We start from the raw sequence: 25430 nt of genomic DNA, 5'->3' as shown, positions 1-25430 counted from the left end.
ATGTATATTTGCAGGCTTTTAATGGGTAGATGTTCCACGTGGAACAATTCTGAAATAAAAATGAGTGCATATGTTTAATGAGGAATATGATGTGATTGTTGTAGGAGGTGGTCATGCGGGAAGTGAGGCTGCTGCCGCTGCGGCTAATATGGGCAGTAAAACGCTGCTCATAACCATGAATCTACAGAATATAGCACAGATGTCCTGTAATCCTGCTATGGGCGGTATAGCCAAAGGGCAAATTGTTCGGGAAATCGATGCGCTAGGCGGTTATAGTGGTATTGTTTCAGATACTTCTGCCATTCAATTCAAAATGCTGAATAAATCTAAAGGACCGGCCATGTGGAGTCCAAGGGTGCAAAGTGATAGAATGCGTTTTGCTGAAGATTGGAGGTTGCTGTTGGAAAATACACCTAACTTGGATTTTTATCAGGAAATGGTCAATGGAATTATTATTGAAGGAGAACGTGTTGTGGGGGTAAAGACCTCTTTGGGTATTGAAATAAGATCAAAAACGGTTGTATTGACCAATGGTACCTTTCTTAATGGGTTAATTCATATTGGAGATAAGAATTTTGGTGGGGGTCGGGCCGGTGAAAAGGCGGCGACTGGAATAACTGAACAGTTGGTGGAATTGGGTTTTGATTCTGGCAGGATGAAAACCGGAACACCACCAAGGGTCGATGGGCGTTCCCTGGATTATTCAAAAATGATAGAACAACCAGGAGATGAGGATCCCGAGAAATTTTCCTTTTTAGACATTACCCAACCCTTAAAATCACAACGTTCTTGTTATATGACCTATACCAGTCCTGTGGTTCATGAGTTGCTTAAGGAAGGCTTTAATCGGTCACCAATGTTTAATGGAAGAATAAAAAGCATTGGACCAAGGTATTGTCCTTCCATTGAAGATAAGATAAATCGATTTGCTGATAAGGAGCGCCATCAGATATTTGTTGAACCAGAGGGCTGGAATACAGTGGAGGTGTATGTCAATGGATTTTCGACTTCACTTCCTGAGGAGGTACAGTTTAATGCATTGCGATCGGTTGCGGGATTTGAACATGTTAAGTTTTTCAGACCCGGTTACGCTATTGAATACGATTATTTCCCCCCTACCCAGTTAAAACATACTTTAGAAACAAAACTGGTAAAAGGATTATATTTTGCCGGACAAATTAATGGGACTACAGGTTACGAGGAAGCAGCCTCCCAGGGTTTAATGGCAGGTATTAATGCCAGCCTTAACGTTCAAGACAAGGCGCCTTTTACCTTAAGACGGGATGAGGCCTATATCGGTGTTTTAATTGATGACCTGATTACAAAGGGAACTGAAGAGCCCTATCGTATGTTTACCTCAAGAGCGGAATACAGGACCTTGTTAAGGCAGGATAATGCTGATTTAAGATTAACCCCTAAAGGGTATGACTTGGGCTTAGCCACAGAAGCACGCTTAAAACGAATGAACGAAAAGCATGATGCTGCTCACAAATTTGTTTCTTTTTTTAAAGGTACCAGTGTCAGTCCTGAAAGGATCAACCCGATATTGGAAAGTAAAGATTCTGCGCCCGTAAAACAATCCGGTAAATTGTTTAAGATTTTTTCACGACCGAATATAACCATGGATGATATTCGAAAAATTGATAGTGTTGAGGCATATATCCAGAATCACAATTTGGATAAGGAAGTTATTGAACAGGCTGAAATACAAATTAAATATTCCGGTTACATTGCAAAGGAGAAAAATAATGCGGATAAGTTAAATCGTTTGGAATATGTAAAAATTCCTGAGAATTTCGATTTTTCAAAAATAAAGTCGATGAGTTACGAAGCTCGGGAAAAACTTAAAAAAATTCAACCGACAACCGTTTCCCAGGCTTCTAGGATTAGTGGCGTATCTCCTAATGACATTTCAGTGTTATTGGTTTATATGGGCAGATAACTTCAATTTGTTCCACGTGGAACATTATAATATAAATCATTTTTTAGTCTTGTTAATAGTAATGTTGTGATGGAAAATAGGGAGCCTCATGCTGGGTTAATTGTTAAGGACTATGTCGTGACAGGGGAAGAATTCCGGTTAAAGCGAAATGCTGAATACGGATTTTTAGAGACTGTACCGCGCCCTAGAGCGGAGAAATTACCGCACTATTATAAAAGCGAAGATTATATTTCTCACACGAATACCCGACGAAATTGGTTTGAATGGACGTATCATTGTGTTAGGTCAATTGCCCTAAGAAGGAAATTGAAATTAATAAATCAGTTTAAGTCAAAAAGTAAAACCCTATTGGATATAGGATGTGGTACCGGAGATTTCTTATATGCAGCTATGCGAGCAGATTGGATAGTATCCGGTATTGAACCGAATGCCCAGGCACGTGGAATGGCTAATGAGAAAACAGACCATGTGGTTTATGACACAGAGGACCTGTTATCAACGGAAGGGAGAACCTTTGATGTTATTACCTTGTGGCATGTTTTAGAACACATTCCGGATTTAGACATTCAAATCTCCCGAATTAAACAGCTTCTTAAGCCTAAGGGAACATTGGTGGTTGCTGTGCCGAATTACAGAAGCTTCGATGCCCGGTACTACAAATCGTTTTGGGCTGGTTATGACGTCCCAAGACACTTGTGGCATTTTGATCGCAAGGCCATGAATGCGTTGTTTTCTAATTATAACATGGAAATTGTAAGTACGAAACCCATGTGGTTCGACGCCTTTTATGTTAGTTTGCTTTCGGAAAAATACAAGTCCGGTAAAATGAATATCCTGAAAGGTATTTTTGTTGGGATATTATCCAACTTGAATTTTTTTCGATCGAAGGAAGCTTCATCGTTTATTTATGTTATAAAAAACCACTAAAAGTAATTTTGAGCCCGTTTAATGGTTGTATCTCCTTAAGGATGTGTCTTTGGTTTCTCAATTAAAATAAATCGCTTAGAGGGCTTAAAATGAATTCAATTATTATAATTAAAATATATTACACAAAGACTTTGCTATAATAAATACCTATAGTAATAAATTGATACCAATCTGCGTATTGTCAATGTTTACTTTACTACTTTTGTGCGCGTAGTTAAAAAACCTTAAGAATGAAAAATTCAATTTATGTATTAGCCTTTCTTTTAGTTTGCTTTAGTTGTCAGACAGAAAAGAAAATCGGGTATGTCGAAAATGGTACCGTGATCAATGGGTACCAGGAAAAGAAAGATATTGAATCTAAATACCAGGCCATGGAATCCAGGTTCAATAAAAAGGCAGATAGCATTGGTAAGGCATTTCAACTGGAAGTTCAACAAACCCAGATTGATGCGAGAAGAGCGACTCAAAAAAAGGCTCAGGAACTTATGCAGGGTCTGCAACAAAAACAGCAGTTACTTCAGCAACAAATGCAACTTGAACAACAGCAGTTAGCTCAGGCTTTTCAGGCCGAGATCGATTCTTTAATTGTCAAAGTAAAGGATTTTGTAAAAACCTACGGGAAGGATCATAACTACACCTACATTTTAGGAACAAGTGATGCGGCTGCCTCTGTTTTATATGGTATCGAAGAAAACAATCTCACGCAGGTTATTTTAGATGCCTTAAATGCCGATTATAGCAAAGAGTAAGTTTACCTCATGTCTATTTCGGCTTCTGTGAATTCCGAAATATTGGTATAGGCGCTGTTTTTATGCTGACCTACAGGTATAAAAAAGCCCCCGTCGTTAGGTCTACGGAGGCTCACAAATAAAGTAAGAACCCTCATTCTCTTTTATTTGTTTATCAAATATTTAGTCATCACTATTTATTGTACTAGCAATGTATTCCAAGAGATTATTTAATTTAAAAAGGCTGCCTTTTGCTCTTACGGATTGATAAACCATTTTACGCTCATTGAACTTAATAATGGTTAAGGGGTTTTCCCTGCCCTTTGCGTCTCCAACATCATCTGGACTAAGATGATTAACCAGAGATTTTATTTTATTAATGGTTTCCAAGGGAACCGTTGTTTTATAAACACCGGTCTTTTCAACATTTGAAATACCCTTGTAAATAACAGTTCCACTTTCAAAAACCCATAGATCGAAAACAGGGTTATTATTGATGGATTTTCCTTTGGTCAGGCTCAAAAAGGCGTCATCCATTTGCTCAAGACGCTTGGGTTTGCTCACAAAATAAGAGGTTAATAAAGTCATAAAAACTTCAGTTCAATTCTACATACGTTTCATCAAGTTGCGAATTTGCGACAAAGACTTATAGATTGGGGACCTGCTCTGACGCAAATTTGCTAACTCAACCTTTCTCAGACAATGTTATCTGTATACAATCCATGATTAATTTTATAAACCAAATCTTTAAAATCAATACATCATGGTATTGTATGCCAATACATTTGTAGGTTAGTGAATAGTAAATAAGGGGCTTGGGGCTAACAAAAACAATTCCTTAATTGGGGCTTTAGGGAGCTTGTTTATATGTAAAACAGTTTAAAAGCAGATTACCCTACTTTTATTTTTTAAATTTTATATTTTTGGTGAATAAGCCTTGGTATTACAATACGTATGAATAATGAATCCAAATCTGTGTGCGAACAAAAAACCTATGAAGCGCTTTATACTTCACATTCCAAAACTCTATTCAACTTTATTTATTATAAATGTGGAGACGGACAGCTTGCCGAAGACGTTGTGCAGGATGCGTTCATAAAACTTTGGAAGAACTGCTCAAAAGTGCAATTCGATAAAGCCAGATCTTTTTTGTTTACCGTGGCGAGGAATCTTTTTCTCAATACTGTTGCCCATAAAAAGATTGTATTGCAACATGAAGCATCCCCCGTTAAGAGCATCACGAATGAAACGCCCGAATTTATAATGGAGGAGCAGGAGTTTATGGAAAAACTAAAAAAGACGATAGCCGAATTGCCCGAAAAACAACGGGAGGTGTTTTTGCTGAGCCGAATAGATAAAAAGAAATATTCTGAAATTGCCGAGATCGTTGGGATATCGATTAAAGCTGTAGAAAAACGGATGAGTTTGGCCTTAATTTCCTTAAGAGATAAATTAGGGGACATATAAAGTAGGGTAAAACTAAAATCAGCTGTTTTATAATTATAGGAACTACCAAATAGATGGAAAATTTTAATAAAGACAACACTTTTTTGGCCCGATGGATTGCAGGAGAACTCAATTCGGAAGAGCTTGAAAGGTTTGAAAACTCAAAAGATTATCCGGTTCTTAAAAAAATTAATGATGCGTCCCAAAATCTGAAAGCACCTACTTTTAATGATCAAGCACTATTAATAAAATTAAAGGAACTAAATCAATCTCAACCAGAAGGTAAAGTCAGAAGACTTATACCTAATTGGGCCTACTCGGCAGCTGCCGTTGTTGTTGTAGCTCTTGGGCTACTCTATTTTGCAACGATGCGTTCTCATTACAATACCGGATTTAGCGAACAGTTGGCGGTTGTTCTTCCGGACAACTCTACACTAACCCTAAATGCGAAGTCAGAAGCGTCCCTAAAAAAGTTGAATTGGAATTCGAACCGCGTTGTTGAATTGCAGGGAGAAGCTTTTTTTGATGTTGAAAAAGGCAAATCGTTTAAGGTGTTAACCGACTTAGGATTGGTTGAAGTGCTTGGCACCGAATTCAACGTCATTTCCAGAGCAGCTTATTTTGAAGTGCAATGTATGGAAGGTAAAGTTCGGGTTACCAGTAATGTTTTAAACAAGACCTTGATTTTGTTACCGGGTGATGCCGTCAGGGTGGTTAACAATACTCTGGAGGAATGGAATTTTAATGCTGATGCCTCAACATGGACCTCAGGAGAAACGACCTTCTATAATACCCCGATATCACAGGTTTTATTGGCTTTGGAAAACCAGTTTAATATCAAATTCGATACGTCCAATATCGATTCGAACAAGCGGTTTACAGGCGCCTTTACTCACAAGAACTTAAATCTAGCCTTAAAAACAGTGTCCGGACCCATGGGACTTCACTATGCGGTCGACAAGGAAAAAGGGATTATTAAACTTAATTCGGGTCTCTCTAATTAATTATTTCGTTATTTTATTCTAAATTTGGATGTTGTCTCCAAATTAATAAGAATAATAAATGAAGTACAACTTAGCGGTTATCCTATTTTTCCTGACGGTTTGTATTTCAGCCCAGCAAACGAAGTCGGTAGACTATATGGACACCCCTTTAAGTGAGGCATTCGCCGATCTGGAAAGATCCTTTAATATTAAGTTGTCTTTTAACTCCGAACTGGTGAACAACAGGTTCATAACACTGCAATTGGAAAATGCAGTTCTGGAGGACATCCTGTATCATATAGAAACCAAATTATTCCTGAAGTTCAAAAAAGAATCGCGTCGCTATTACACGGTCAGAATATTAAAGAAACAACTTACAGACACTCAGGAACTCGATGAGATATTCATTGAGGAATATATTACATCCGGGGTTAAGAACAACAAGGACGACACCTCCATTTCTATGTCTCCTGAAAATTTAGGGATTCTTCCAGGCTTAACAGAACCAGATGTTCTACAAAGCATCCAATTAATCCCCGGGGTACAGAGTCCTAACGAAACAGCATCCGATCTGTTCATACGCGGTGGCACGCCGGACCAAAATTTAATTTTATGGGATGGTATTAAAATGTACCACACCGGACATTTTTTTGGCACTATTTCTGCCTTTAACCCGTACATTACCGACCAGATAACACTTTACAAAAGCGGGACTAAAGCTAAATATGGCGATCGTATTTCCGGTGTTATCGATATTAAGTCCGAGAATGCAATTCCCGGGACTACCGAGGGGGGATTTGGGTTCAATATGACACATGCCGATGCCTTTTTGAAAACCCCTCTGGGTAAAAAAGCGGCTATCTTATTTTCTGCTCGGCGTTCAATTACGGATGCCTTTAATACAGAAACGTTTAGAAACCTATCGAAACGGGTTTTTCAGGAAACAAAAATTTCCAATGGGAATAAAATATTTGAGGATGATGAAGTTGTCACCACTAATGATCTATTCTATTTTACCGATTTTACGCTAAAAGCCATTGTCGAGCCAAACGCTAATAACAAAATTGAGCTGAGTAGTTTATATACCAAGAATAAACTGGATTATGGATTTTTAATAGAAGCGTTCGAGGAAGCATCAGACGATCAGTTGGATATAGTTAACCAAGGATTGAGTTTCAATTGGAGTCACGAACATAACGATGCATTGACCCACGACTTTAATGTCTACTATTCTAATTTTGATTTGGAATATGTAGGCAGTAATAGTATTTCAGGTGAACTTAACGATCAGTTGGAGAAATTAAATACGATAAATGATTTTGGGTTGGCCTTGAATATGGACTGGGATCTCAGCAGCAAAACATCCCTTGGCCTGGGCTACCAATTTTCTTCAAACGAAGTTAAATATGGTTTAAGTTTCACTGAGCCTGAAAGCCCGGAAGAGAATTTTAATGAATCCAGTTCTAATATCAACAATACCCATGCCATATATGCCGATTATCTGTACAAGATTGATAATAAATGGTATTTGAATACAGGATTAAGAGCAAATTATTTTTCCATATTGGACAAACTCTTTCTTGAACCCAGAGTACAGTTCAGTGTTAACGTAACCCCAGATTTGAAATTTAAAGTTTCCGGTGAACGATTGCATCAGGCCGTAAGTGAGGTTGTCGAATTTAATACTCAGGAATTTGGACTGGAAAATCAGGTCTGGGTGTTGTCCGATGGTGATGACATACCCATACTTCGCAGCACCCAATTAACCAGCGGTATGGTGTTTAATAAGAATGGATGGAATCTGGACTTTGAACTGTATTATAAAAAAATTAAGGGATTAACTTCCATAACCCTAGGTTTTGATCGGATGAATGATTTTTTCTCCGTGGGGAAAAGTGATGTTTTCGGAATGGATGTGTTGATAAAAAAGAAAATTCAAAATTATCGCACCTGGCTTGGCTATACGCTCATAAATAATGACTTTTTATTCAATACCATCAACAATGGCCAGGAATTTCCTGGTAATACCGATATCACTCATAATTTTGTCTGGTCCCACACCTATGAATGGCGTCATTTTAATATTTCACTGGGCTGGAGCATTAGAACAGGCATTCCCTATACCAAAGCCTCGGGAATAGAAAATACACCAAATGGCAATGTAATTGTCTTTGAGGACACCAATGCTGCTCGTTTACCCAATTATCATCGATTGGATCTTTCCACAACCTATTCATTTAATTTTTCAAAACAGGATAGCTGGAAAGGGAAACTGGGTTTTTCGCTACTAAACATTTACAACAGGGAGAATATCTTAAGCCGAACCTATGAAATAAGACAAAGCACGCAAAACAGCGAGGACGAACTCAGAGAAATCAATAAAAGTTCTCTAGGATTAACACCAAACCTGGTGTTTCGAGTTGAATTCTAATTTGCCTGAGCCGGCTTCCTGTGTAATAATCGAGTCAATTTTATGGATAAATCTGTTAGGATAATTTTTGAGTTGCCATTGCGCTCTATATGATATATCGCATCTTGAATCTCCTGGCTTATCTCTATAATATTGCTGTTGTGAATAAAGGGAGCAAAGTTCTCCAGCTTAAAATTTTTAGACTTTGGCTCCAAAAAGACCAATTCGGGGGTATTGTAATTGAGCAATAAGGCCTGCCTGATAAAACTAAGACAGAAATGTAAAAATTGCTTCTGTGTTTCTCGTCCCGTTTTGGCGATATCTTCACTCCAGGTTATAAGATCATGTATAGCCGATTTATTGCCTTTTGCTTTAAAGGCACTGCGAATCCAGAAGATAAACCATTCTTCGAACTGCAGATCCTCGGAATCGTGGTAAACCAGATCACAGGCTTTGTTATAGTTACCATTGGATTGATGGGCAATTTTTATCGCTTCAGCCATATCTAAATCATAATGCTTCACTAAGGCTTCCGAAATGACTGTTTCGGACAAGGGCGGAAAATGTAAGGTCTGACACCGTGATCTGATGGTATTGATAATCTGCTCTTCGTCCTCAGCAATAAGGATGAAAATAGTTTTACTAGGCGGTTCTTCAATCAGCTTTAATAATTTATTGGCACAGGTTTGGTTCATTTTTTCTGCCATCCACATAATGAGCACCTTGTAGCCCCCCTCATACGATTTCAGGGAAAGGGATTTTACAATATCCTGGGCCTCGTCCACACCAATCTGACCTTGCTTGTTATCCACTCCCAATAATTTATACCAGTCAAAGAGGTTTCCATAAGGTTGTTCCTTTAACAATTGGCGCCATTCCTCTAAATAGTTGGCCGACACGGGGTGGCTTTTTGCTTTATTACTCGTAACGACCGGAAAGGCAAAATGTAGGTCGGGATGTGTAAAGTTTCTGAATTTCAGATGACAGGGTTCATCGCCGGTGCTGTTGAGGTCTTGTTTATGGTTACACAGCATATAACGCGCATAGGCGATCGCCATTGGAAGTGTGCCACAACCTTCATTTCCAACAAACAGCTGAGCATGTGGAATTCTATGGTTATCAACACTTTGCATCAAGTGTTTTTTGATATGGTCCTGTCCTAATACCTCCTGAAATAACATGGGACAAATATAGTGTAAATGGCCTATGAAAGTGCAATAAGACTAAATAAAAGGTGAATCATCGAGTTTTATAGGGCTGATACACATTTTGTTATAGATTTGAAATGCTCAATAATCTATTTGTTTTTAATTACCTAAAGTTAAAACCATGAATAAAACTACTAAGTTAGCATTACTGCTTTTGTGTTCTTGCGTATCTTATCTCAACGCACAGTCAGCAAAACAAGGCTTCGAAAACAAGACAGAGGACAATTGGACTTACACTTCCAATATCCCATTTTACTCCAATAGTAACAGCACAGATATTTGGATGAACCAGCCCGGTGCCAACGGTCGTATTCCCGGTCCTTTTGCCGGAAAGAGTTATTTGGCCGGCAGGGATTTGGATAATCCGTATTCCGAGGGGGTTACAGGATCGGATTCACCAGAACACATCCTTACCTTTAACGCCTTTGCCATTAATGGTTTACCAGCTGAAATCGCGTTTCGAGTACATTATGTTGGTCTTAATAAGAACGACTACATATATTATGAATTAAGATACGATAATGGTAACGATTGGAGTTATTCCGATTACAGGGAGGATGTATTTAAAACTGACCAATCGGGTAATTTTAATTCCACCGGCTGGGAAGAAATTACCTATAATATTCCATCCGGTCAGGATTATGTTAGAATGCGATTGGTGGTGTACCAAAACGGCAATGAGTATCTGGGCTTTGATGATTTTGAGTTAAAGACGGCCACATTGTCGAATAAGCACAGAACTATTGAAGGCTTTGCCTATGGACCTAATCCTACTTCAGGCGTGGTAAGATTCAGTGCCTATACCATATTGGACGAGGTTGCAGTATATAATGTTCTCGGGAAAGAAATTATAAGGAAAAAAGGTGGGTTAAATACCATGACGGTCGATTTAACCCATGTACCAAGTGGCGTATATTTAACACAAATAAAATCAGGAGATATATCACAGACCTTAAAACTCATAAAAAGGTAATTCCTTTATTAATATACCTACCTACTTTTAATTGAAATCCGGAATGCTTTCTTGAAAACATGTTCCGGATTTTAAATTTTTAATCCTTCTTTTATTTATTTAATCCTTAGCAATAGGCCTATTATTTAAAAACTTTTCCACTTCAAACGTTTTCGTTTAAAAACACATTTTTTGGCACTTTTTAATTAAGTACATTTGTGATTCAATTATGTCCATATAAAATCACAAAGCGATGAAAACGATAAACGACTTTAATTTCTCAAATAAAAAAGCCTTAATACGAGTAGATTTCAATGTCCCTTTAAATGAAAGTTTCCAGGTGACCGATGCCACTAGAATTATCTCAGCAAAGCCAACAATAATTAAAATATTGGAAGACGGAGGAAGCTGTATTTTAATGTCCCATCTGGGGCGACCAAAAGGAGTCCAGGACGAGTACTCATTACGTCATATTGTTTCTAAGGTTGAAGATGTATTGGGTGTTGAAGTGAAGTTTGTCGACCAGTGTGTCGGAGCAAAAGCCGAAGCCGAAGCCTCGAACTTAAAACCGGGGGAAGTCTTGTTATTGGAGAATTTGAGATTCCATAGTGAAGAGACTGCAGGAGATCAGAATTTTGCCGAGCAACTGTCCAGGTTAGGCGATATTTATGTAAATGATGCCTTTGGAACAGCCCACAGAGCGCATGCCTCGACGACGATCGTGGCCCAATTCTTCGCAGATCATAAATGTTTCGGAAGTCTGTTGGCACAGGAAATAGAGAGTATTGAAAAGGTGATGAAGACAGGAGAAAAACCTGTTTTAGCCATCTTAGGAGGGGCAAAAGTGTCTTCCAAGATCACCATAATTGAAAACATATTGGATAAGGTCGATCACCTTATCATCGGAGGCGGAATGGCCTTCACCTTTGTAAAAGCCCAGGGAGGCCAAATTGGTAATTCCATCTGTGAAGACGATAAAATGGATTTGGCATTGGATATTTTAAAACAAGCCAAGACAAAAGATGTTCAAGTACATATACCTGAGGATGTCGTGGCAGCCGATGCCTTTAAGAATGATGCCAACACCCAAATTGTCGATATCAATAACATCCCTGAAGGGTGGGAAGGCATAGATGCCGGACCAAAGTCATTGCAAACCTTCAACGATGTCGTTATGGCCTCTAAAACGATACTTTGGAATGGCCCCTTAGGGGTTTTTGAAATGGAAAATTTTGCCAAGGGAACTATTGCCCTGGGGAATTCCATAGCTGAAGCTACTAAAAAAGGCGCTTTCTCATTAGTGGGTGGTGGAGACTCTGTGGCTGCTGTAAAACAATTTGGATTCCAGGATAAAGTGAGTTATGTAAGTACAGGTGGAGGTGCTATGCTGGAAAGTCTTGAAGGGAAAACGCTTCCCGGAATTGCAGCGATATTAGAGTAGTCCTTGCACTCCATAGAAGATAGTTTGAGAAATTAGTGCTCATGCAAAGGCATAGGAACATTTGGTAACTTATAAAACGCCGTGAGCAATGAAATTTTTTATTTCCCTTAAAAAATCCGAATTTAGCTGTATAACTGATTCGATAAGATAGCGATATTCATTATGGCAATACGTTTTATTAAATGGCTGTTCCTATGTCATATAGGCCTTTGTTACGCGCAAACTGCAGATAGCGTGCAGACGCAGAAATTTATAACCAAGGCACCCCTGGTTGATAGCAATACAATCACCCTCCAGTCACTGGAACAGGATACGGATTCCATTCCAAAGACGCCGCTTAAAGATCATGAATTGGCCTCTAAGTTCGATGAGAAGTGGTTCGAGGAACTCTACAGTAACCATATGTTCGATACGATTTACAAATCGGTGACCAATTTAACCTATGATGATATTGAATACCCGGAACTGCATACGGATACCCTTAAGGCCCGCTTAAAGGAATTAGACGCCAGAACACCATTTAATGTGGAATACAATCCGTCTTTGGAAAGTGTTATTAAATCGTATTTAAAAAACAGAAGGGAGCTATTACAAAGGATGATCACTTTGAGTGGATTTTATTTTCCCATGTTCGAATACGAGTTGGATAAACACGATCTGCCCTTGGAAATAAAATATTTAGCAGTCATTGAATCGGCATTAAAACCAAGGGCCAAATCCCGGGTTGGTGCCACGGGATTATGGCAATTTATGTTTGCCACCGGGAAAATGTATGGACTGGATGTGAGCAGCTATGTTGACGAGCGCTGTGATCCTATTAAATCTACGGAAGCCGCAGCAAAGTACTTATCGAAATTATACGAGATTTTCGGAGACTGGGATTTGGCACTGGCCTCCTATAACTCAGGGCCGGGCAATGTAACCAAAGCTATCAGAAGATCCGGAGGGTACAAAAATTATTGGAACATCAGACATAATCTACCTCGTGAGACGGCAGGGTATTTACCGGCATTTTTAGCAAATATGTATATTTTCGAGTATGCAGAAGCGCATGGGTTTAAAAGAATAAAACCTGAATTTGCTTTAATAGAAACGGATACCATACGGGTAAAACACATGATTACCCTGGATCAGGTGGCCGAAGTCACCGGAACACCTATTGAACAGCTTCAGTTTTTAAATCCGTCGTACAAGTTGGATATCATCCCTTTTATAAAAGATGAGAACTACGTGCTGCGTTTACCCAAGGAGGCAGCTGGTGTATTCGTGAATAATGAAGAAGCCATATATGCTTTTGTCAAAGAGGAATTTGCTAAAAGAGAAAAGCCTTTGCCCCAATTTTTTAATGCGGACGACAGAATTCGCTACAGGGTGAGGTCAGGCGATTATCTTGGGAAAATTGCCCGAATGTATGGGGTAAGAGTAAGCCAGATTAAACAATGGAACGGCTTGCGGAGCAATGACTTAAGGATAGGTCAACGTCTGACCATATATCCAAGAAAACCTTATGTGAATCCGGTCTCTACGGTAGCTGCTAAGACCTCAGCAAAGCCACTATCAGGTGATATCATAACCTATACCGTAAAGAGCGGCGACTCCTTATGGAGCATTTCCCAAAAATTTCCAGGAGTTTCCGTGCAGAATATTAAAGATTGGAACGATATTAGTGGCACAAGGTTAAAACCGGGAATGAAGCTCAAAATAGCGAAAGGCTAAATTCCCTTAAAACGACATTTATGATACATAAACCCCTTATTATAGCCGTTACAGTGTTGTCCTTGCTATCCTGCAATGATGGAAAACCAAAGCAAAAGTTTCTTGTAGATTCGACAGGCATTGTTAACGAAGTTTCGGTGGTATTGGATAACGAGTCCTGGAAGGGTCGCGTTGGCGAAGCCATTAGGGATATACTGGCAGCACCCGTATACGGTCTGCCCCAGGATGAGCCGCTGTTTAACATTAACCAGATTCCGACCAGTGTGTTTAGCGGGTTTATCACTAAAAACAGAACCATACTAAAAATAGAGTTAGGAAAACAGGCCTCCACCCAGTTTTTAAAGAATGTCTATGCGCAACCACAAAGGGTCGTTGTGGTTTCAGGGATGACGAAGGACGAGGTTATTAACCAGCTTAAAGAGCATGGCGACGGGATTGTCAATACCTTTAAGAAGATTGAAATCTATGAAAAACAGCGCTTAATTAAAAAATCCCTGTACAATTCCAGTTTCATCAAAGATAAGATCGGGGTTGATGTAAGGTTTCCTACGGTATACAGAGTCGCCAAGGATGAAAACAACTTTTTTTGGATTCGCAAAGATGTCAATACGGGAACACTGAACCTTATGATCTATACCTTGCCGAAGGAAAGGATTATGCGCAATGACAGCATTATAAATCAAATTGTAACCATACGGGACTCGATTGGAAAGGCACATATTGAAGGCCCCACTGAAGGCACCTATATGATCACGGAATATGCCTATACCCCTTTTCAGACGGAAACGGTTTTGGATGGAAAGCCGGCCCTGGAAACCAAGGGCATGTGGGAAGTTAAGAAGGCGTTTATGGCAGGACCATATATCAACTATGCTATAGAGGACAATAAAAATGACCGTTGGATCATCGCTGAGGGATTTGCTTATGCACCATCCGTTGAGAAAAGAGATTACATGTTTGAACTTGAGGCCATAATCAAGTCCATAAAGATTAATTAAAACGAACTGAAATTAATACTAAAAAGGCCAACATATCAATGTTGGCCTTTTTTCTTTTTTTATTTGTGGATGCGGTTATTCAGTTTTATCACTCTTGTCCGCAGATTTATCATCCTCCTTGCTCGCATCCTTAAACTCTTTAATTCCACTTCCTAAGCCACGCATTAATTCCGGAATTTTTTTACCACCAAACAGCAATAACACAACAATTACAATTAATACGATTTGCATGGGGCCTATTGCTAAAATATATGAACTCATAGTTAAATTTATTTAGAACAAAGTTAATAATTAAAGTTTAAAAATACCGTTAATAGCATAACTTTAGTATTTCTGGATTCAGGTTATGGAATTATTTTATTTAATTTTGTTAGAATTATGAGCAAGAAGAAAAAAGGGTCCGCCAGAATTAAAAAAAAACTACTCGATAAATATCGGTTAGTCATACTTAATGAAGACACTTTTGAAGAGCGTATTGCCTTTAAATTAACACGGTTGAATGTCTTTGTTTTTGTATCAGTTAGCATTCTGATATTAATGCTGTTCACTTATTTTTTAATTGCCTCTACATCCTTAAGGGAGTACATTCCAGGGTATTCATCGACCAGCCTTAAAAGGCAGGCCACCGAGTTACATTATAAGACGGATTCTCTGCAACGCGTTCTAGCCTTAAACGAAAGATATTATAAATCCATAAGAGATGTCCTGAAAGGCGACATCAGTGCCGAAGATTTAAAAAAGGACTCCATTATTGAGGCCATAAAGATCGAGGCCAGTGAGGTGGATCTGACACCCATTGCTGAAGACTCCATTTTAAGGGAAAAGGTAGATAAGGAAGACAAATATAATTTGTTCGAATCGGCAACATCTTCAAAGAGCTTTGTGCTATTCCCACCTGTTAGTGGCACGGTAAGCGACACCTATAATCTAAAGGAAAAACATTACGCCATCGATATTGCGGTCACTATAGATACGCCTGTTAAAGCAGTTGCCGATGGCACGGTTATTTTTGCAGAATGGACCGCCACCACAGGCCATGTGATCATTATAGAGCACAGTAATGGGTTAATTTCGGTCTATAAGCATAACGGATCATTAATCAAGTCTCAGGGCGATCTGGTCAAAGCCGGTGAAGCCATTGCCACAGGCGGAAGTTCGGGCGAATTATCCACGGGACCACATTTACATTTCGAACTTTGGAATGACGGGTATCCCATCAACCCCTTAAATTTTATAGACTTTAAATAAATGCTATCATTAAAGCCCATTTTGGCGAAGCAATTTGCTAAATTGATTTATAGAAAAAATCAAAAATGGATAGATCATCCCGTTGAAACACAGCAGAAGGTATTTCACGACCTGATACAGGCGGCTCAGCATACAGCATTCGGGAAAGACCATGATTTTGCAAACATCAGATCCCATAGCGATTTTGTAAAACAGGTGCCGGTACGCGATTATGAGGCTTTGAAATCCTATGTGGAGCGTGTGGTCTCAGGAGAGGAAAATATCCTTTGGAGTGGTAAACCCCTTTATTTCGCGAAAACATCAGGAACCACTTCAGGGGCTAAATACATACCGATAACCAAGGAGAGTATGCCAAGTCATGTTGAAGCCGCTCGAAATGCCATTCTATTTTACATCCACGAAACCGGGAAAAGTAAATTTGTAAATGGCAAAATGATTTTTTTACAGGGCAGCCCCATTATGAAAGAGAAAAACGGTATTCAAATTGGAAGACTTTCAGGTATTGTAGCCCACTACGTGCCGAAATACCTTCAAAAAAACAGACTGCCTTCCTGGGAGACGAATTGTATTGAAGACTGGGAAGCCAAAGTGGATGCCATTGTTGAGGAGACCCTGCCGGAGGACATGACCGTCATTTCTGGAATTCCATCATGGGTGCAAATGTATTTCGAGAGGCTCCAGCAAAAAACCGGGAAGAAGGTGGGCGACCTGTTTCAAAATTTCAATCTGTTTATTTTTGGAGGGGTCAATTACGAACCCTATCGAGCCAAATTCGAAAACCTCATTGGGCGAAAAGTCGATAGTATAGAGCTGTATCCGGCAAGTGAAGGCTTTTTTGCCTTTCAGGACAGGCAGCATGAAAAGGGCATGTTACTTCAGTTGGACTCAGGTATTTTTTACGAGTTCATCAAAGCGGAAGAATTTTTCGATGCCAGTCCGGAACGCCTTACGCTGAAAGATGTTGAGTTACATGTAAACTATGTGATGATTGTATCCACCAATGCAGGACTTTGGGCCTATAATATTGGCGATACGGTGCAATTCACCTCCTTAAGGCCCTATCGCGTCATCGTTTCAGGGCGCATTAAACATTTCATCTCTGCTTTTGGGGAACACGTCATTGGCAAGGAGGTAGAGCAGGCCATGGAGGAAGCAGTGAAAAACACCGACATACGTATTTCAGAGTTTACCGTTGCCCCTCAAATAAACCCGAAAGAAGGATTGCCTTACCACGAATGGTTTATAGAATTTGAAAATGAACCTGAAGACTATACCGAATTTGCAAGGCACATTGATGCGTCCCTTCAAAATCAAAATGCATACTACTATGATTTAATCCAGGGGAAGGTTTTACAGCCTTTAAAAATATCAAAAGTTGCCAAAGACGGGTTTCAGGATTATATGAAGTCCGTTGGAAAATTAGGAGGACAGAATAAAATCCCTAGGCTGGCCAACGACAGAAAAATAGCCGATGCTCTGGAACATAAGATTGAAAACACTTAAAATGATACATCTCTTTGATGCATATGGAAGATGTGTTAATACCGGCAGGGTCACAAACTGAATAAAATAGTAGTATCTTTGGCAATTATTACATACAATGAGTAACAAAAAATCACATGGGAGAACAAGGGCACAGGAAAGCTCAAACGCTATAGAGCGTATGTATGTTACCATGCGGCATTTGTTCAACAGAGGGTTTTATAAGCCCATGGGAATTTCAGGGGAAACCTTACGGGAGGCCTTGTTATTACTGAAACCCGAAATCTATGGTTCCATTGGTGAAGAAAAGGCCGAATTGAACGGGCTGCTTTATGTGATGGACCGGTTGCCCATGGGTATTGAGGAATGTACCTATATTAACCTGACCAGTGATGAAGGGTATGCCAACTCCCATTTTAAGCCAATTATTCCGGAAAAACGCCGACGCAACTGCTACAGGATTGATGAGGAGCAAATGAATATAGAGATTACGCGCGGTCGTTCGGAAATCTATGATATCCTAACCCATCTCACTTTTCTTTTTGTAGAATCACACAAAATAAGCAAGCGGGTTGTTATTAGTGGTGATGGTACGACAACACGGGATTGGAAGAAGTTGGAAAAATCGGTCCTGGCAAAAAAGAAACTCACACAGGAGGAACGCGAAGTGGCCATTACGCATACGGCCTATATATTAGGGCGCACTTTTAAGGAAGTTACGGAAATCTACAGTGCCTTTGCCACCCCTAAACAACCGGAGCGCTTGTTACATATAGTCTATTGGTTGGGTAAGCTGGCCATTGAAGAACAGGTGCATCACAACAAAAGAACCATTACCTTTAGTCCGGTATTAAGAGAACGCATTGGCCATCACATACATGGTGAAATCTGGGCGAATAATATCAAGTCGATTTTGCACAAGAATCAACTATTGGACAGGAATATCCATATCATCAGCGCGAACATGCATAGTGTCCTGAATACCCTGTTTGCGCCGAACGCCTTAAAGGCCATAGCTTCAAAAAAAGATATATTTGAAGTGTATGAACTGTTGAGCAATAAGAACAACAGGGAATTGGGAGACAGGGTCACCAAAGCAGCCTTACAAAATGGGATGCTGTACATAAAAGACAGTTCGGGAACCAATATTGATGTGCAGGTTTTCGACACCACCTTTTTTGATGTTTCAAAATTAGATATCGCCATAAATGAGACGTTGATGAAATCCGAAAAACCACTTATATTCGTTATGGATTATGCCTTTGGAGAACAGGCCTATGAAACCATTGATGAACTGCTGAAACCCTATGCAGTAAAAGGAAAGAAATTGCATTTAAATGTGAAATCCATATCGGTTATGGGAAAGGCGGGCATATTAGAAGGGGGAAAAGGCGATATCATGATACCATCGGCGCATATCTTTGAGGGAACGGCAGATAATTACCCTTTTGAAAATGAGTTGAGTAAGGAAGATTTCAATGGTCAGGGTGTTGCTGTATGTAATGGCGCTATGATAACGGTTTTAGGAACCTCCCTACAGAATAAAGACATACTCAAGTTTTTCTTTAACTCCACCTGGAATGTCATTGGTTTGGAGATGGAAGGCGCGCATTACCAGAAGGCCATCCAGGCGGCCTCGAAGGTACGTGGGAATATCAGCCCCGAAGTCAAGGTCAGGTATGCCTATTATGCCAGTGATAACCCTCTTGAAACCGGTAGCACATTGGCTTCCGGTGGCTTAGGCACATCCGGAGTTAGGCCCACATATGTCATTACAAGAAAAATTTTAGAACAAATATTTAATTAATCAGAATAGTTATGAGTAAAGAGTTGCCCCCACCGCAGCAATCCGAAGAAGTCGATTTAGGACAGTTGTTTAAAATGATTGGTAATGCCTTTGAGCGCTTTTTTAGGTTTATTGGAGATATTCTAAACAGGCTTTTTTTAGCCTTCGTCTGGCTTGTTTTCTTTGTCAAAAAGCACCTGGTAAAAATAATAATAGCCGCAGCCATTGGCTTTGGATTAGGAATTATTAAAAATAAAGTATCTAAGCCCGTGTATCGATCGTCTGCCATCATCAATCAAAACTACAAAACAGGAGAGGTGCTTTATGAAGCCATTACTTACTTTGATAAATTAGTCCAGGAAAGAGATACAGTGACATTGGCTAGTGACCTAAAAATAGATGTATCCAAGGCTGCATCAATACAAGGGATGTCTATTGAAGCGGTGACCAATGACAACAGCAGGATAAAAAACTATGATGCCTACATCAAAAGTCTGGATTCTGTTTTGGCTTCCACCATTACCTATAAGGATTACCTCAACTTTTCCGAGGAATTTGATATTTCACTTCAAGAAATGACTATAGACACCTATTCGCCAGCCTCCTTCGAAGATGTCATTGTTGAGATTATTCACAAAATTGAGTCCTCCCCCTACTTTCAAAATGTACAGAGAAGGGATTTGAGTGAATTAAAGGGACGGGAAAGCGCCATCAGGGAAACGCTTGTAAAGTCAGATTCTTTGCAGGCCGTATACCAGGAGGTACTCAGAAAGGCTGCTGAGGCCAAGTCCGGCGGTCAAACCAGTATCACGATAGACAATACGGAAAACAAAAGTGTTACGAAAGAGTTTGAGTTGTACCAGAGTGATTTGAATTTAAGGCGGGAACTGGTTGACATTCAAAGGGAACTGGAGGATAAGGAAAACATACTGGAAATTGTATCCATTGGGAAAGAAAGAGGTGTTGTTAAGGATAAGGCAGAGATCTTCGGTTTAGAGATAGGCAGACCTTTTGCTTATGGCTTTCTATTAGCCCTGGTGATTTTTATGTTATTATTGATCATTGAATTTTTAAATTTCCTGGAGCGCTTTAAAAGTAAATTGTAAACCATGAACATACTTGTTACCGGAGGCGCTGGTTTTATCGGGTCCCATGTTGTGAGATTATTTGTAAACCGGTATCCGCAGTATCATATTTATAACTTGGATGCCCTGACCTATGCTGGGAATTTAGAGAATTTAAAGGATATTGAACGCCGCGATAACTATACATTCATAAAGGGCGACATAACCGATAAAGCATTCGTAGATGCCCTTTTCAAAACGCATCACTTTGACGGGGTTATCCATTTGGCTGCCGAGTCCCATGTAGACCGCTCCATTGAAGATCCATTAATTTTTGTGAAGACCAATATTTTAGGAACGATTCATCTTTTAGAGGCCTTTAAAGCGCTATGGATGGCTAGTTTTCAAGGGAAGCGTTTTTACCACATTAGCACGGACGAAGTGTATGGTAGTCTGGGCAGCACAGGGTTATTTACCGAAACCACGGCATACGATCCCAATTCGCCCTACTCGGCCTCCAAAGCGAGTTCCGACCATTTTGTAAGGGCCTATGGTGAAACCTATCGGTTACCCTATGTCATTTCCAATTGTTCCAATAATTATGGACCCAATCAGTTTCCGGAAAAATTAATACCCTTGTTCATTAACAATATCATAAACAACAAACCACTTCCGGTGTATGGTGACGGGAACTATACTAGAGATTGGTTGTATGTTATAGATCATGCCAAGGCCATCGATGTGGTGTTTCATAATGGCGAAAATAAAGCAACCTACAATATCGGGGGATGTAATGAATGGAAAAACATAGAGCTGGTCAGATTATTGTGTAAACAGATGGATGTGAAACTGGGCAGACCGGATGGTACTTCCGAAAAGCTAATTACCTTTGTTAAAGACAGACCGGGTCACGACTTGCGTTATGCCATTGATGCCTCAAAAATCAAGAATGAATTAGGTTGGGGACCATCGGTAACCTTCGAGGAAGGCTTAAGCGAAACCATAGACTGGTATTTGAACAATGAACTTTGGTTAAGCCATGTCACCAGCGGCAGTTATCAGGATTATTATAAAAAGCAATACAACTAAAATGAAAGGCATCATATTAGCAGGCGGCTCAGGGACACGATTGCATCCGCTTACCAAGGTGGTGAGTAAACAATTAATGCCGGTGTATGATAAACCGATGATCTATTACCCACTTAGCACCTTGATGTCTGCCGGAATACGCGACATATTGATTATATCCACGTCTAAGGACACGCCATTATTTAAAGGATTGTTAGGTAACGGCTCCGATTTCGGGTGTCGTTTTGAGTATGCGGTACAGGAGCATCCCAATGGTTTGGCTGAGGCCTTTATTATTGGAGAAGAATTTATTGGAGAGGATAATGTGGCACTCATTTTAGGCGATAATATTTTTTACGGATCCGGGCTTCAACAAACCTTGAGGGATCATATAAATCCTTCAGGTGGTGTTATTTTTGCCTATCATGTTCAGGACCCAAAGCGTTATGGTGTAGTGGAATTTGATAAAACCGGGAAAGTCATATCAATTGAGGAAAAACCCAGCCATCCGAAATCTAATTTTGCTGTTCCGGGGATCTATTTTTATGACAATCAAGTGGTCAATATTGCCAAAAACATAGCACCCAGTTCGAGAGGTGAACTTGAGATCACCGATGTGAATAAAGCCTATTTAGGGATGGGAAAATTAAATGTTAGTATTTTAGATAAGGGAACAGCCTGGCTGGATACGGGTACGTTTACCTCCTTGATGCAGGCCAGTCAGTTCGTCGAGGTGATAGAGGAGCGTCAGGGTTTGAAAATTGGATGTATAGAAGAAATGGCATTTAAAATGGGGTACATAACCAAGGCCCAATTGTTGAAATTGGCAGAGCCCTTACTCAAGAGTGGTTACGGTGAATACCTGAAACAAGTCGCGGCGTATGACAGTTGAGGAGACATACATTAAAGGGTGTTACGTGATAACCCCTAAAGTTTTTGAAGATGAACGCGGCTATTTTTTAGAAAGTTTCAACAAAAATGGTTTTGAAAAGCATACGGGACTCAGCATTGATTTTGTTCAGGACAATGAGTCTAAATCGTCGAAAGGTGTTTTAAGAGGCCTGCACATTCAAACCGGGCAGTATGAACAGGCGAAATTAGTCCGAGTTACGAAAGGAAAAGTGATGGATGTATGTGTTGATCTGCGTTCGAATTCAGAAACCTTTGGAAAGTATTTTTCGATTATGCTGGACGATGTCCATAAACAGCAACTTTTTATTCCTAAAGGCTTTGCTCATGGATTTTTGGTATTGGAAGACAACACCATTTTTAACTATAAATGTGATCAGTTTTACAATAAGGCATCGGAACGCGGGGTTATTTATAACGATACAACCTTAAATATTGACTGGGGCTGGCCTGATGATCAGTTGATCATATCGGAAAAGGATATGAACCTGCCAGGCTTCGAAGCATTTTGTCGTAATGAAGGCATTGAATAGGAGATGTTCCTCTTATTGAGACCATTTAAACAGGATATTCCAATTGAAACACAATCCAAAAACCAGTAGTCAGGACCGCCTTGCTATTTTAGTGACAGGTGCGAATGGACAGTTAGGCCTGACCATTAAGGAGGGGTATGCCAACCGTGTGGATACCATGGATTTCACCTTTGTCACAAAAGAAGAATTGGACATCACGAATCACGAAGCACTTGAGGGGTATTTTGAGAAGCATAGCTTTGATTACTGCATCAATTGTGCTGCATATACGAATGTCGAACAAGCAGAAAAGACACCGGAAATGGCCATTAAGGTGAACGCTGAAGGGGTGAAAAATCTGGCGCTGATCTGCAAAAGGCATAAAGTGATCCTGATTCATATTTCCACAGATTATGTGTTTGACGGCCTTAAAAGGGAACCGTACACCATATCCGACAGGCCAAACCCTATAAATGCCTATGGTGCATCAAAATTATTGGGAGAACAGTACATTCAGGACTATTCGAGTCACTATTATATTGTTAGAACCTCATGGCTGTACAGTAAGGTCTATGGCAAAAACTTCTATCGGTTTATCGTCGACAGCGCGGAGCAGGGCAGATCCCTGAACATCACCACGGATCAGGTGGGATGCCCTACCGATACGGTGGATTTGGCAGGTTACATCATAGAAGAGCTTATAAAACAGAAGCCACCCTACGGACTCTATCATTTCTGTAATTCCGAACCGATGACCTGGTATGCCTTTGCAAAACAGATCTTACAGGAGAATAATTATGCAGATAAGGTCATCCTGAAACCGGTCGATACCTATAAAACCCTGGCTAAGCGGCCTAAATACTCAGTTCTTGGTTAACCAGAGGGGCATGGGGCTATTTATGGATCGATCATTTTATAATATAACTTCAATGCGGTTGTTACATATTCTGACGAAATACAGGCCCAATTCTTTTAATTTATTATTTTAGACCCCATGGATATGAAGGCATATAAATTAGCGGTAATTGGTTTAGGCTATGTGGGTCTCCCTATTGCCATGGCGTTTTCGAAGAAAGGGTTTCAAGTGGTTGGATTCGATATCGATAAAGAACGCATTTCAAGCTTAAAAGAAGGTATCGACAAAACCAGGGAAGTCGATGTCGGAGATTTTACAGAGGCTAAGACCATATGCTTTTCTTCGAAGGCCAACGACATTGCTGATGCCGATATGTATATCATAACGGTTCCGACGCCCATAGATGCATTCAATAGACCGGATTTATCCTATCTCAAAGAAGCAAGTACTTTGGTGGGGTCGTATTTATCCAAAGGGAATACTGTTATTTACGAATCTACCGTATATCCCGGTTGTACGGAAGAAATATGTGTTCCGGAGCTGGAAAGAAGTAGCGGCCTGGTGTACAACAAGGATTTTTTCTGCGGTTATTCTCCTGAACGTATTAATCCGGGAGACCCGGTTCACAAAGTTGAAAACATCATCAAAATAACCTCGGGGAGTACGCCTGAAACGGCTGATCTTGTGGATCAGCTTTATAATAGTATCGTAACGGTCGGCACGCACAGGGTGTCGAGTATCAAGGTGGCTGAGGCCGGTAAAATCATCGAAAACATTCAAAGAGATGTTAATATTTCACTGATAAATGAACTGGCCCTGGTGTTTGACAAGTTAGAAGTTGATACCCTGGAGGTTCTGGAAGCAGCCGGTACCAAATGGAACTTTTTACCCTTCAGACCCGGTTTGGTAGGAGGTCATTGTATAGGAGTAGATCCTTATTATCTAACACATAAGGCTGAAAGTCTGGGCTACTATCCGGACGTGATCCTGTCGGGAAGACGTGTGAACGATACCATGGGGATACATGTGGCGAATAAGGTGATTAAATTGCTGGTTGAAAAGGGAAGTATCATAAAAGGGGCTAACATTCTGGTCTTGGGCATTACCTTTAAAGAAAACTGTCCTGATATAAGAAACTCCAGGGTAATAGATGTGATTCGGGAATTGGAAGGGTTTGGAGCATCGGTTGCTGTTTACGACCCCCATGCCTTGAGCAGTGAGGTTAAAAACACCTATAACATCACATTGGAAAAGACCCTGAATTATGATTATGACGCAGTGGTCCTGGCAGTAGGGCACGCTGAATTTAAAACCATCGACTATACAAAGTTCAGAACTTCTAAAGATTGTGTAATCTACGATGTGAAGAGTATTCTGCCCAGGGAACTGGTTTCAGCCAGGCTTTAATGGATACATGAGGATTAAGGGTTGCTGTCATTTCAACGAAATCTTCTATTGGAATGTTTAATATGATTAAAAGAAGCAAAGCAGTATGGTTTTAGGAATAAGGGCAGTTGAATAAAAATTTCCTTTGAAACTTGTAGTGTTTACAAGGCTTAAGAAGCTTGCGGAAAGACTATTTTTTTGTGCTTAGGTTTTCTCCAATTCATCCTTATGTTTTTCCAATTTTCTGCGCATGAAATTTCAGATCCAGAGGCATCCCTTTTTGTAGTCTTCCTTAGGGGTAAAAACAGGTTCAAAATGGTTCTGAACAGCGCTTATGAAATCTGGTTAACATCAAAGGCATGTCATTA

23 protein-coding genes are annotated in these 25430 nt (G+C 40.0%); 19 read left to right on the top strand and 4 right to left on the bottom strand.

Annotated elements, in window-relative coordinates:
* The first annotated feature begins 70 nt into the window (after positions 1-70).
* From mnmG to MR041_RS04585, 3 genes are all read left to right on the top strand, one after another.
* Positions 71-1942 carry a tRNA uridine-5-carboxymethylaminomethyl(34) synthesis enzyme MnmG gene (gene mnmG / locus MR041_RS04595; RefSeq protein WP_242092408.1) on the top strand — a complete coding sequence of 624 codons (1872 nt, stop codon included), beginning with the start codon at positions 71-73 and terminating at the stop codon, positions 1940-1942.
* A gap of 69 nt (positions 1943-2011) precedes the next feature.
* A complete protein-coding gene (locus MR041_RS04590) occupies positions 2012-2869 on the top strand; it encodes a class I SAM-dependent methyltransferase (RefSeq protein ID WP_242092407.1) in 858 nt (285 codons plus the stop codon).
* Positions 2870-3099: 230 nt separating this feature from the next.
* On the top strand, positions 3100-3618 hold the full coding sequence (locus tag MR041_RS04585; protein ID WP_242092406.1) for an OmpH/Skp family outer membrane protein: 519 nt from the start codon (positions 3100-3102) through the stop codon (positions 3616-3618).
* Between the two features lie 2 nt (positions 3619-3620).
* Here the strand turns inward: MR041_RS04585 and MR041_RS15600 are convergent, their stop codons facing one another.
* Entirely contained in the window at positions 3621-3755 is a 135-nt protein-coding gene (locus MR041_RS15600; protein WP_277926312.1) for a hypothetical protein, read from the bottom strand.
* A gap of 25 nt (positions 3756-3780) precedes the next feature.
* Positions 3781-4185, bottom strand: coding sequence for a DUF6438 domain-containing protein (locus tag MR041_RS04580; protein WP_242092405.1), 405 nt, complete (start codon positions 4183-4185; stop codon positions 3781-3783).
* Between the two features lie 366 nt (positions 4186-4551).
* Between MR041_RS04580 and MR041_RS04575 the strand changes: the two genes are divergently transcribed.
* Genes MR041_RS04575 through MR041_RS04565 form a run of 3 tightly spaced genes read left to right on the top strand, consistent with a single transcriptional unit; the run spans position 4552 to position 8457 of the window.
* A complete protein-coding gene (locus MR041_RS04575) occupies positions 4552-5064 on the top strand; it encodes an RNA polymerase sigma factor (protein ID WP_242092404.1) in 513 nt (170 codons plus the stop codon).
* Positions 5065-5117: 53 nt separating this feature from the next.
* Positions 5118-6047, top strand: a complete 930-nt coding sequence (locus MR041_RS04570) for a FecR family protein (protein WP_242092403.1) — start codon at positions 5118-5120, stop codon at positions 6045-6047.
* Positions 6048-6105: 58 nt separating this feature from the next.
* Positions 6106-8457, top strand: a complete 2352-nt coding sequence (locus MR041_RS04565; RefSeq protein ID WP_242092402.1) for a TonB-dependent receptor domain-containing protein — start codon at positions 6106-6108, stop codon at positions 8455-8457.
* On the opposite strand, the gene MR041_RS04560 is transcribed toward MR041_RS04565, so the two are convergent.
* Positions 8454-9617 carry a DNA polymerase III subunit gene (locus tag MR041_RS04560; RefSeq protein WP_242092401.1) on the bottom strand — a complete coding sequence of 388 codons (1164 nt, stop codon included), beginning with the start codon at positions 9615-9617 and terminating at the stop codon, positions 8454-8456. The genes MR041_RS04565 and MR041_RS04560 overlap by 4 nt on opposite strands.
* Positions 9618-9765: 148 nt before the next feature.
* Here MR041_RS04560 and MR041_RS04555 point away from each other — a divergent pair, with 148 nt between their 5' ends.
* The 4 genes from MR041_RS04555 to MR041_RS04540 all read left to right on the top strand — a co-directional run bounded on the left by MR041_RS04555 (position 9766) and on the right by MR041_RS04540 (position 14751).
* On the top strand, positions 9766-10617 hold the full coding sequence (locus MR041_RS04555; protein ID WP_242092400.1) for a T9SS type A sorting domain-containing protein: 852 nt from the start codon (positions 9766-9768) through the stop codon (positions 10615-10617).
* Positions 10618-10849: 232 nt separating this feature from the next.
* Positions 10850-12037, top strand: a complete 1188-nt coding sequence (locus MR041_RS04550) for a phosphoglycerate kinase (RefSeq protein WP_242092399.1) — start codon at positions 10850-10852, stop codon at positions 12035-12037.
* Between the two features lie 162 nt (positions 12038-12199).
* The gene (locus tag MR041_RS04545; protein ID WP_242092398.1) at positions 12200-13753 is read left to right on the top strand and encodes a LysM peptidoglycan-binding domain-containing protein; all 1554 of its coding nucleotides are present in this window, start codon (positions 12200-12202) and stop codon (positions 13751-13753) included.
* A gap of 20 nt (positions 13754-13773) precedes the next feature.
* Complete coding sequence (locus tag MR041_RS04540; RefSeq protein WP_242092397.1) at positions 13774-14751, top strand: DUF4837 family protein; 978 nt, start codon at positions 13774-13776, stop codon at positions 14749-14751.
* 75 nt (positions 14752-14826) lie between these two features.
* Here MR041_RS04540 and MR041_RS04535 read toward each other — a convergent pair whose 3' ends face one another.
* Complete coding sequence (locus MR041_RS04535) at positions 14827-15012, bottom strand: twin-arginine translocase TatA/TatE family subunit (protein ID WP_242092396.1); 186 nt, start codon at positions 15010-15012, stop codon at positions 14827-14829.
* Positions 15013-15129: 117 nt separating this feature from the next.
* Between MR041_RS04535 and MR041_RS04530 the strand changes: the two genes are divergently transcribed.
* The 9 genes from MR041_RS04530 to MR041_RS04490 all read left to right on the top strand — a co-directional run bounded on the left by MR041_RS04530 (position 15130) and on the right by MR041_RS04490 (position 25083).
* The gene (locus tag MR041_RS04530) at positions 15130-15999 is read left to right on the top strand and encodes a M23 family metallopeptidase (RefSeq protein ID WP_242092395.1); all 870 of its coding nucleotides are present in this window, start codon (positions 15130-15132) and stop codon (positions 15997-15999) included.
* A complete protein-coding gene (locus tag MR041_RS04525; protein WP_242092394.1) occupies positions 16000-17502 on the top strand; it encodes a GH3 auxin-responsive promoter family protein in 1503 nt (500 codons plus the stop codon).
* A 97-nt stretch (positions 17503-17599) separates the two neighbouring features.
* Entirely contained in the window at positions 17600-19288 is a 1689-nt protein-coding gene (locus MR041_RS04520; protein ID WP_242092393.1) for a DUF6909 family protein, read from the top strand.
* Positions 19289-19299: 11 nt separating this feature from the next.
* Entirely contained in the window at positions 19300-20373 is a 1074-nt protein-coding gene (locus tag MR041_RS04515) for a YveK family protein (protein WP_242092392.1), read from the top strand.
* A gap of 3 nt (positions 20374-20376) precedes the next feature.
* Positions 20377-21420: a dTDP-glucose 4,6-dehydratase gene (gene rfbB, locus MR041_RS04510; RefSeq protein ID WP_242092391.1), complete on the top strand. Its 1044-nt coding sequence runs from the start codon at positions 20377-20379 to the stop codon at positions 21418-21420.
* Position 21421: 1 nt separating this feature from the next.
* Positions 21422-22291 (top strand): glucose-1-phosphate thymidylyltransferase RfbA, encoded by an 870-nt coding sequence (gene rfbA / locus MR041_RS04505; RefSeq protein ID WP_242092390.1) that lies wholly within the window; start codon positions 21422-21424, stop codon positions 22289-22291.
* On the top strand, positions 22281-22841 hold the full coding sequence (rfbC, locus tag MR041_RS04500; RefSeq protein WP_242092389.1) for a dTDP-4-dehydrorhamnose 3,5-epimerase: 561 nt from the start codon (positions 22281-22283) through the stop codon (positions 22839-22841). Before rfbA ends, rfbC begins: the two co-directional genes overlap by 11 nt.
* Before the next feature lie 43 nt (positions 22842-22884).
* Positions 22885-23697 carry a dTDP-4-dehydrorhamnose reductase gene (rfbD, locus tag MR041_RS04495; protein ID WP_242092388.1) on the top strand — a complete coding sequence of 271 codons (813 nt, stop codon included), beginning with the start codon at positions 22885-22887 and terminating at the stop codon, positions 23695-23697.
* 123 nt (positions 23698-23820) lie between these two features.
* Positions 23821-25083 carry a nucleotide sugar dehydrogenase gene (locus tag MR041_RS04490; RefSeq protein ID WP_242092387.1) on the top strand — a complete coding sequence of 421 codons (1263 nt, stop codon included), beginning with the start codon at positions 23821-23823 and terminating at the stop codon, positions 25081-25083.
* The last annotated feature ends 347 nt before the right edge of the window (positions 25084-25430 follow it).

This window comes from Aestuariivivens sediminicola, assembly GCF_022662015.1.
Classification (GTDB): Bacteria; Bacteroidota; Bacteroidia; order Flavobacteriales; family Flavobacteriaceae; genus Aestuariivivens; species Aestuariivivens sediminicola.
Note: the sequence above shows the minus strand (reverse complement) of the source record. Positions and strands in the feature narration are given on the sequence as shown.

Coding starts and splice junctions, on each gene's coding strand:
- MR041_RS04515 (WP_242092392.1), top strand. CDS start 19,300: ATGAGTAAAGAGTTGCCCCCACCGCAGCAATCCGAAGAAGTCGATTTA.
- MR041_RS04565 (WP_242092402.1), top strand. CDS start 6,106: ATGAAGTACAACTTAGCGGTTATCCTATTTTTCCTGACGGTTTGTATT.
- MR041_RS04540 (WP_242092397.1), top strand. CDS start 13,774: ATGATACATAAACCCCTTATTATAGCCGTTACAGTGTTGTCCTTGCTA.
- MR041_RS04520 (WP_242092393.1), top strand. CDS start 17,600: ATGAGTAACAAAAAATCACATGGGAGAACAAGGGCACAGGAAAGCTCA.
- MR041_RS04575 (WP_242092404.1), top strand. CDS start 4,552: ATGAATAATGAATCCAAATCTGTGTGCGAACAAAAAACCTATGAAGCG.
- MR041_RS04550 (WP_242092399.1), top strand. CDS start 10,850: ATGAAAACGATAAACGACTTTAATTTCTCAAATAAAAAAGCCTTAATA.
- MR041_RS04555 (WP_242092400.1), top strand. CDS start 9,766: ATGAATAAAACTACTAAGTTAGCATTACTGCTTTTGTGTTCTTGCGTA.
- MR041_RS04525 (WP_242092394.1), top strand. CDS start 16,000: ATGCTATCATTAAAGCCCATTTTGGCGAAGCAATTTGCTAAATTGATT.
- rfbB (WP_242092391.1), top strand. CDS start 20,377: ATGAACATACTTGTTACCGGAGGCGCTGGTTTTATCGGGTCCCATGTT.
- MR041_RS04530 (WP_242092395.1), top strand. CDS start 15,130: ATGAGCAAGAAGAAAAAAGGGTCCGCCAGAATTAAAAAAAAACTACTC.
- MR041_RS04580 (WP_242092405.1), bottom strand. CDS start 4,185: ATGACTTTATTAACCTCTTATTTTGTGAGCAAACCCAAGCGTCTTGAG.
- MR041_RS04535 (WP_242092396.1), bottom strand. CDS start 15,012: ATGAGTTCATATATTTTAGCAATAGGCCCCATGCAAATCGTATTAATT.
- MR041_RS04585 (WP_242092406.1), top strand. CDS start 3,100: ATGAAAAATTCAATTTATGTATTAGCCTTTCTTTTAGTTTGCTTTAGT.
- MR041_RS15600 (WP_277926312.1), bottom strand. CDS start 3,755: ATGAGGGTTCTTACTTTATTTGTGAGCCTCCGTAGACCTAACGACGGG.
- MR041_RS04490 (WP_242092387.1), top strand. CDS start 23,821: ATGAAGGCATATAAATTAGCGGTAATTGGTTTAGGCTATGTGGGTCTC.
- rfbA (WP_242092390.1), top strand. CDS start 21,422: ATGAAAGGCATCATATTAGCAGGCGGCTCAGGGACACGATTGCATCCG.
- MR041_RS04570 (WP_242092403.1), top strand. CDS start 5,118: ATGGAAAATTTTAATAAAGACAACACTTTTTTGGCCCGATGGATTGCA.
- mnmG (WP_242092408.1), top strand. CDS start 71: ATGTTTAATGAGGAATATGATGTGATTGTTGTAGGAGGTGGTCATGCG.
- rfbC (WP_242092389.1), top strand. CDS start 22,281: ATGACAGTTGAGGAGACATACATTAAAGGGTGTTACGTGATAACCCCT.
- MR041_RS04560 (WP_242092401.1), bottom strand. CDS start 9,617: ATGTTATTTCAGGAGGTATTAGGACAGGACCATATCAAAAAACACTTG.
- MR041_RS04545 (WP_242092398.1), top strand. CDS start 12,200: ATGGCAATACGTTTTATTAAATGGCTGTTCCTATGTCATATAGGCCTT.
- MR041_RS04590 (WP_242092407.1), top strand. CDS start 2,012: ATGGAAAATAGGGAGCCTCATGCTGGGTTAATTGTTAAGGACTATGTC.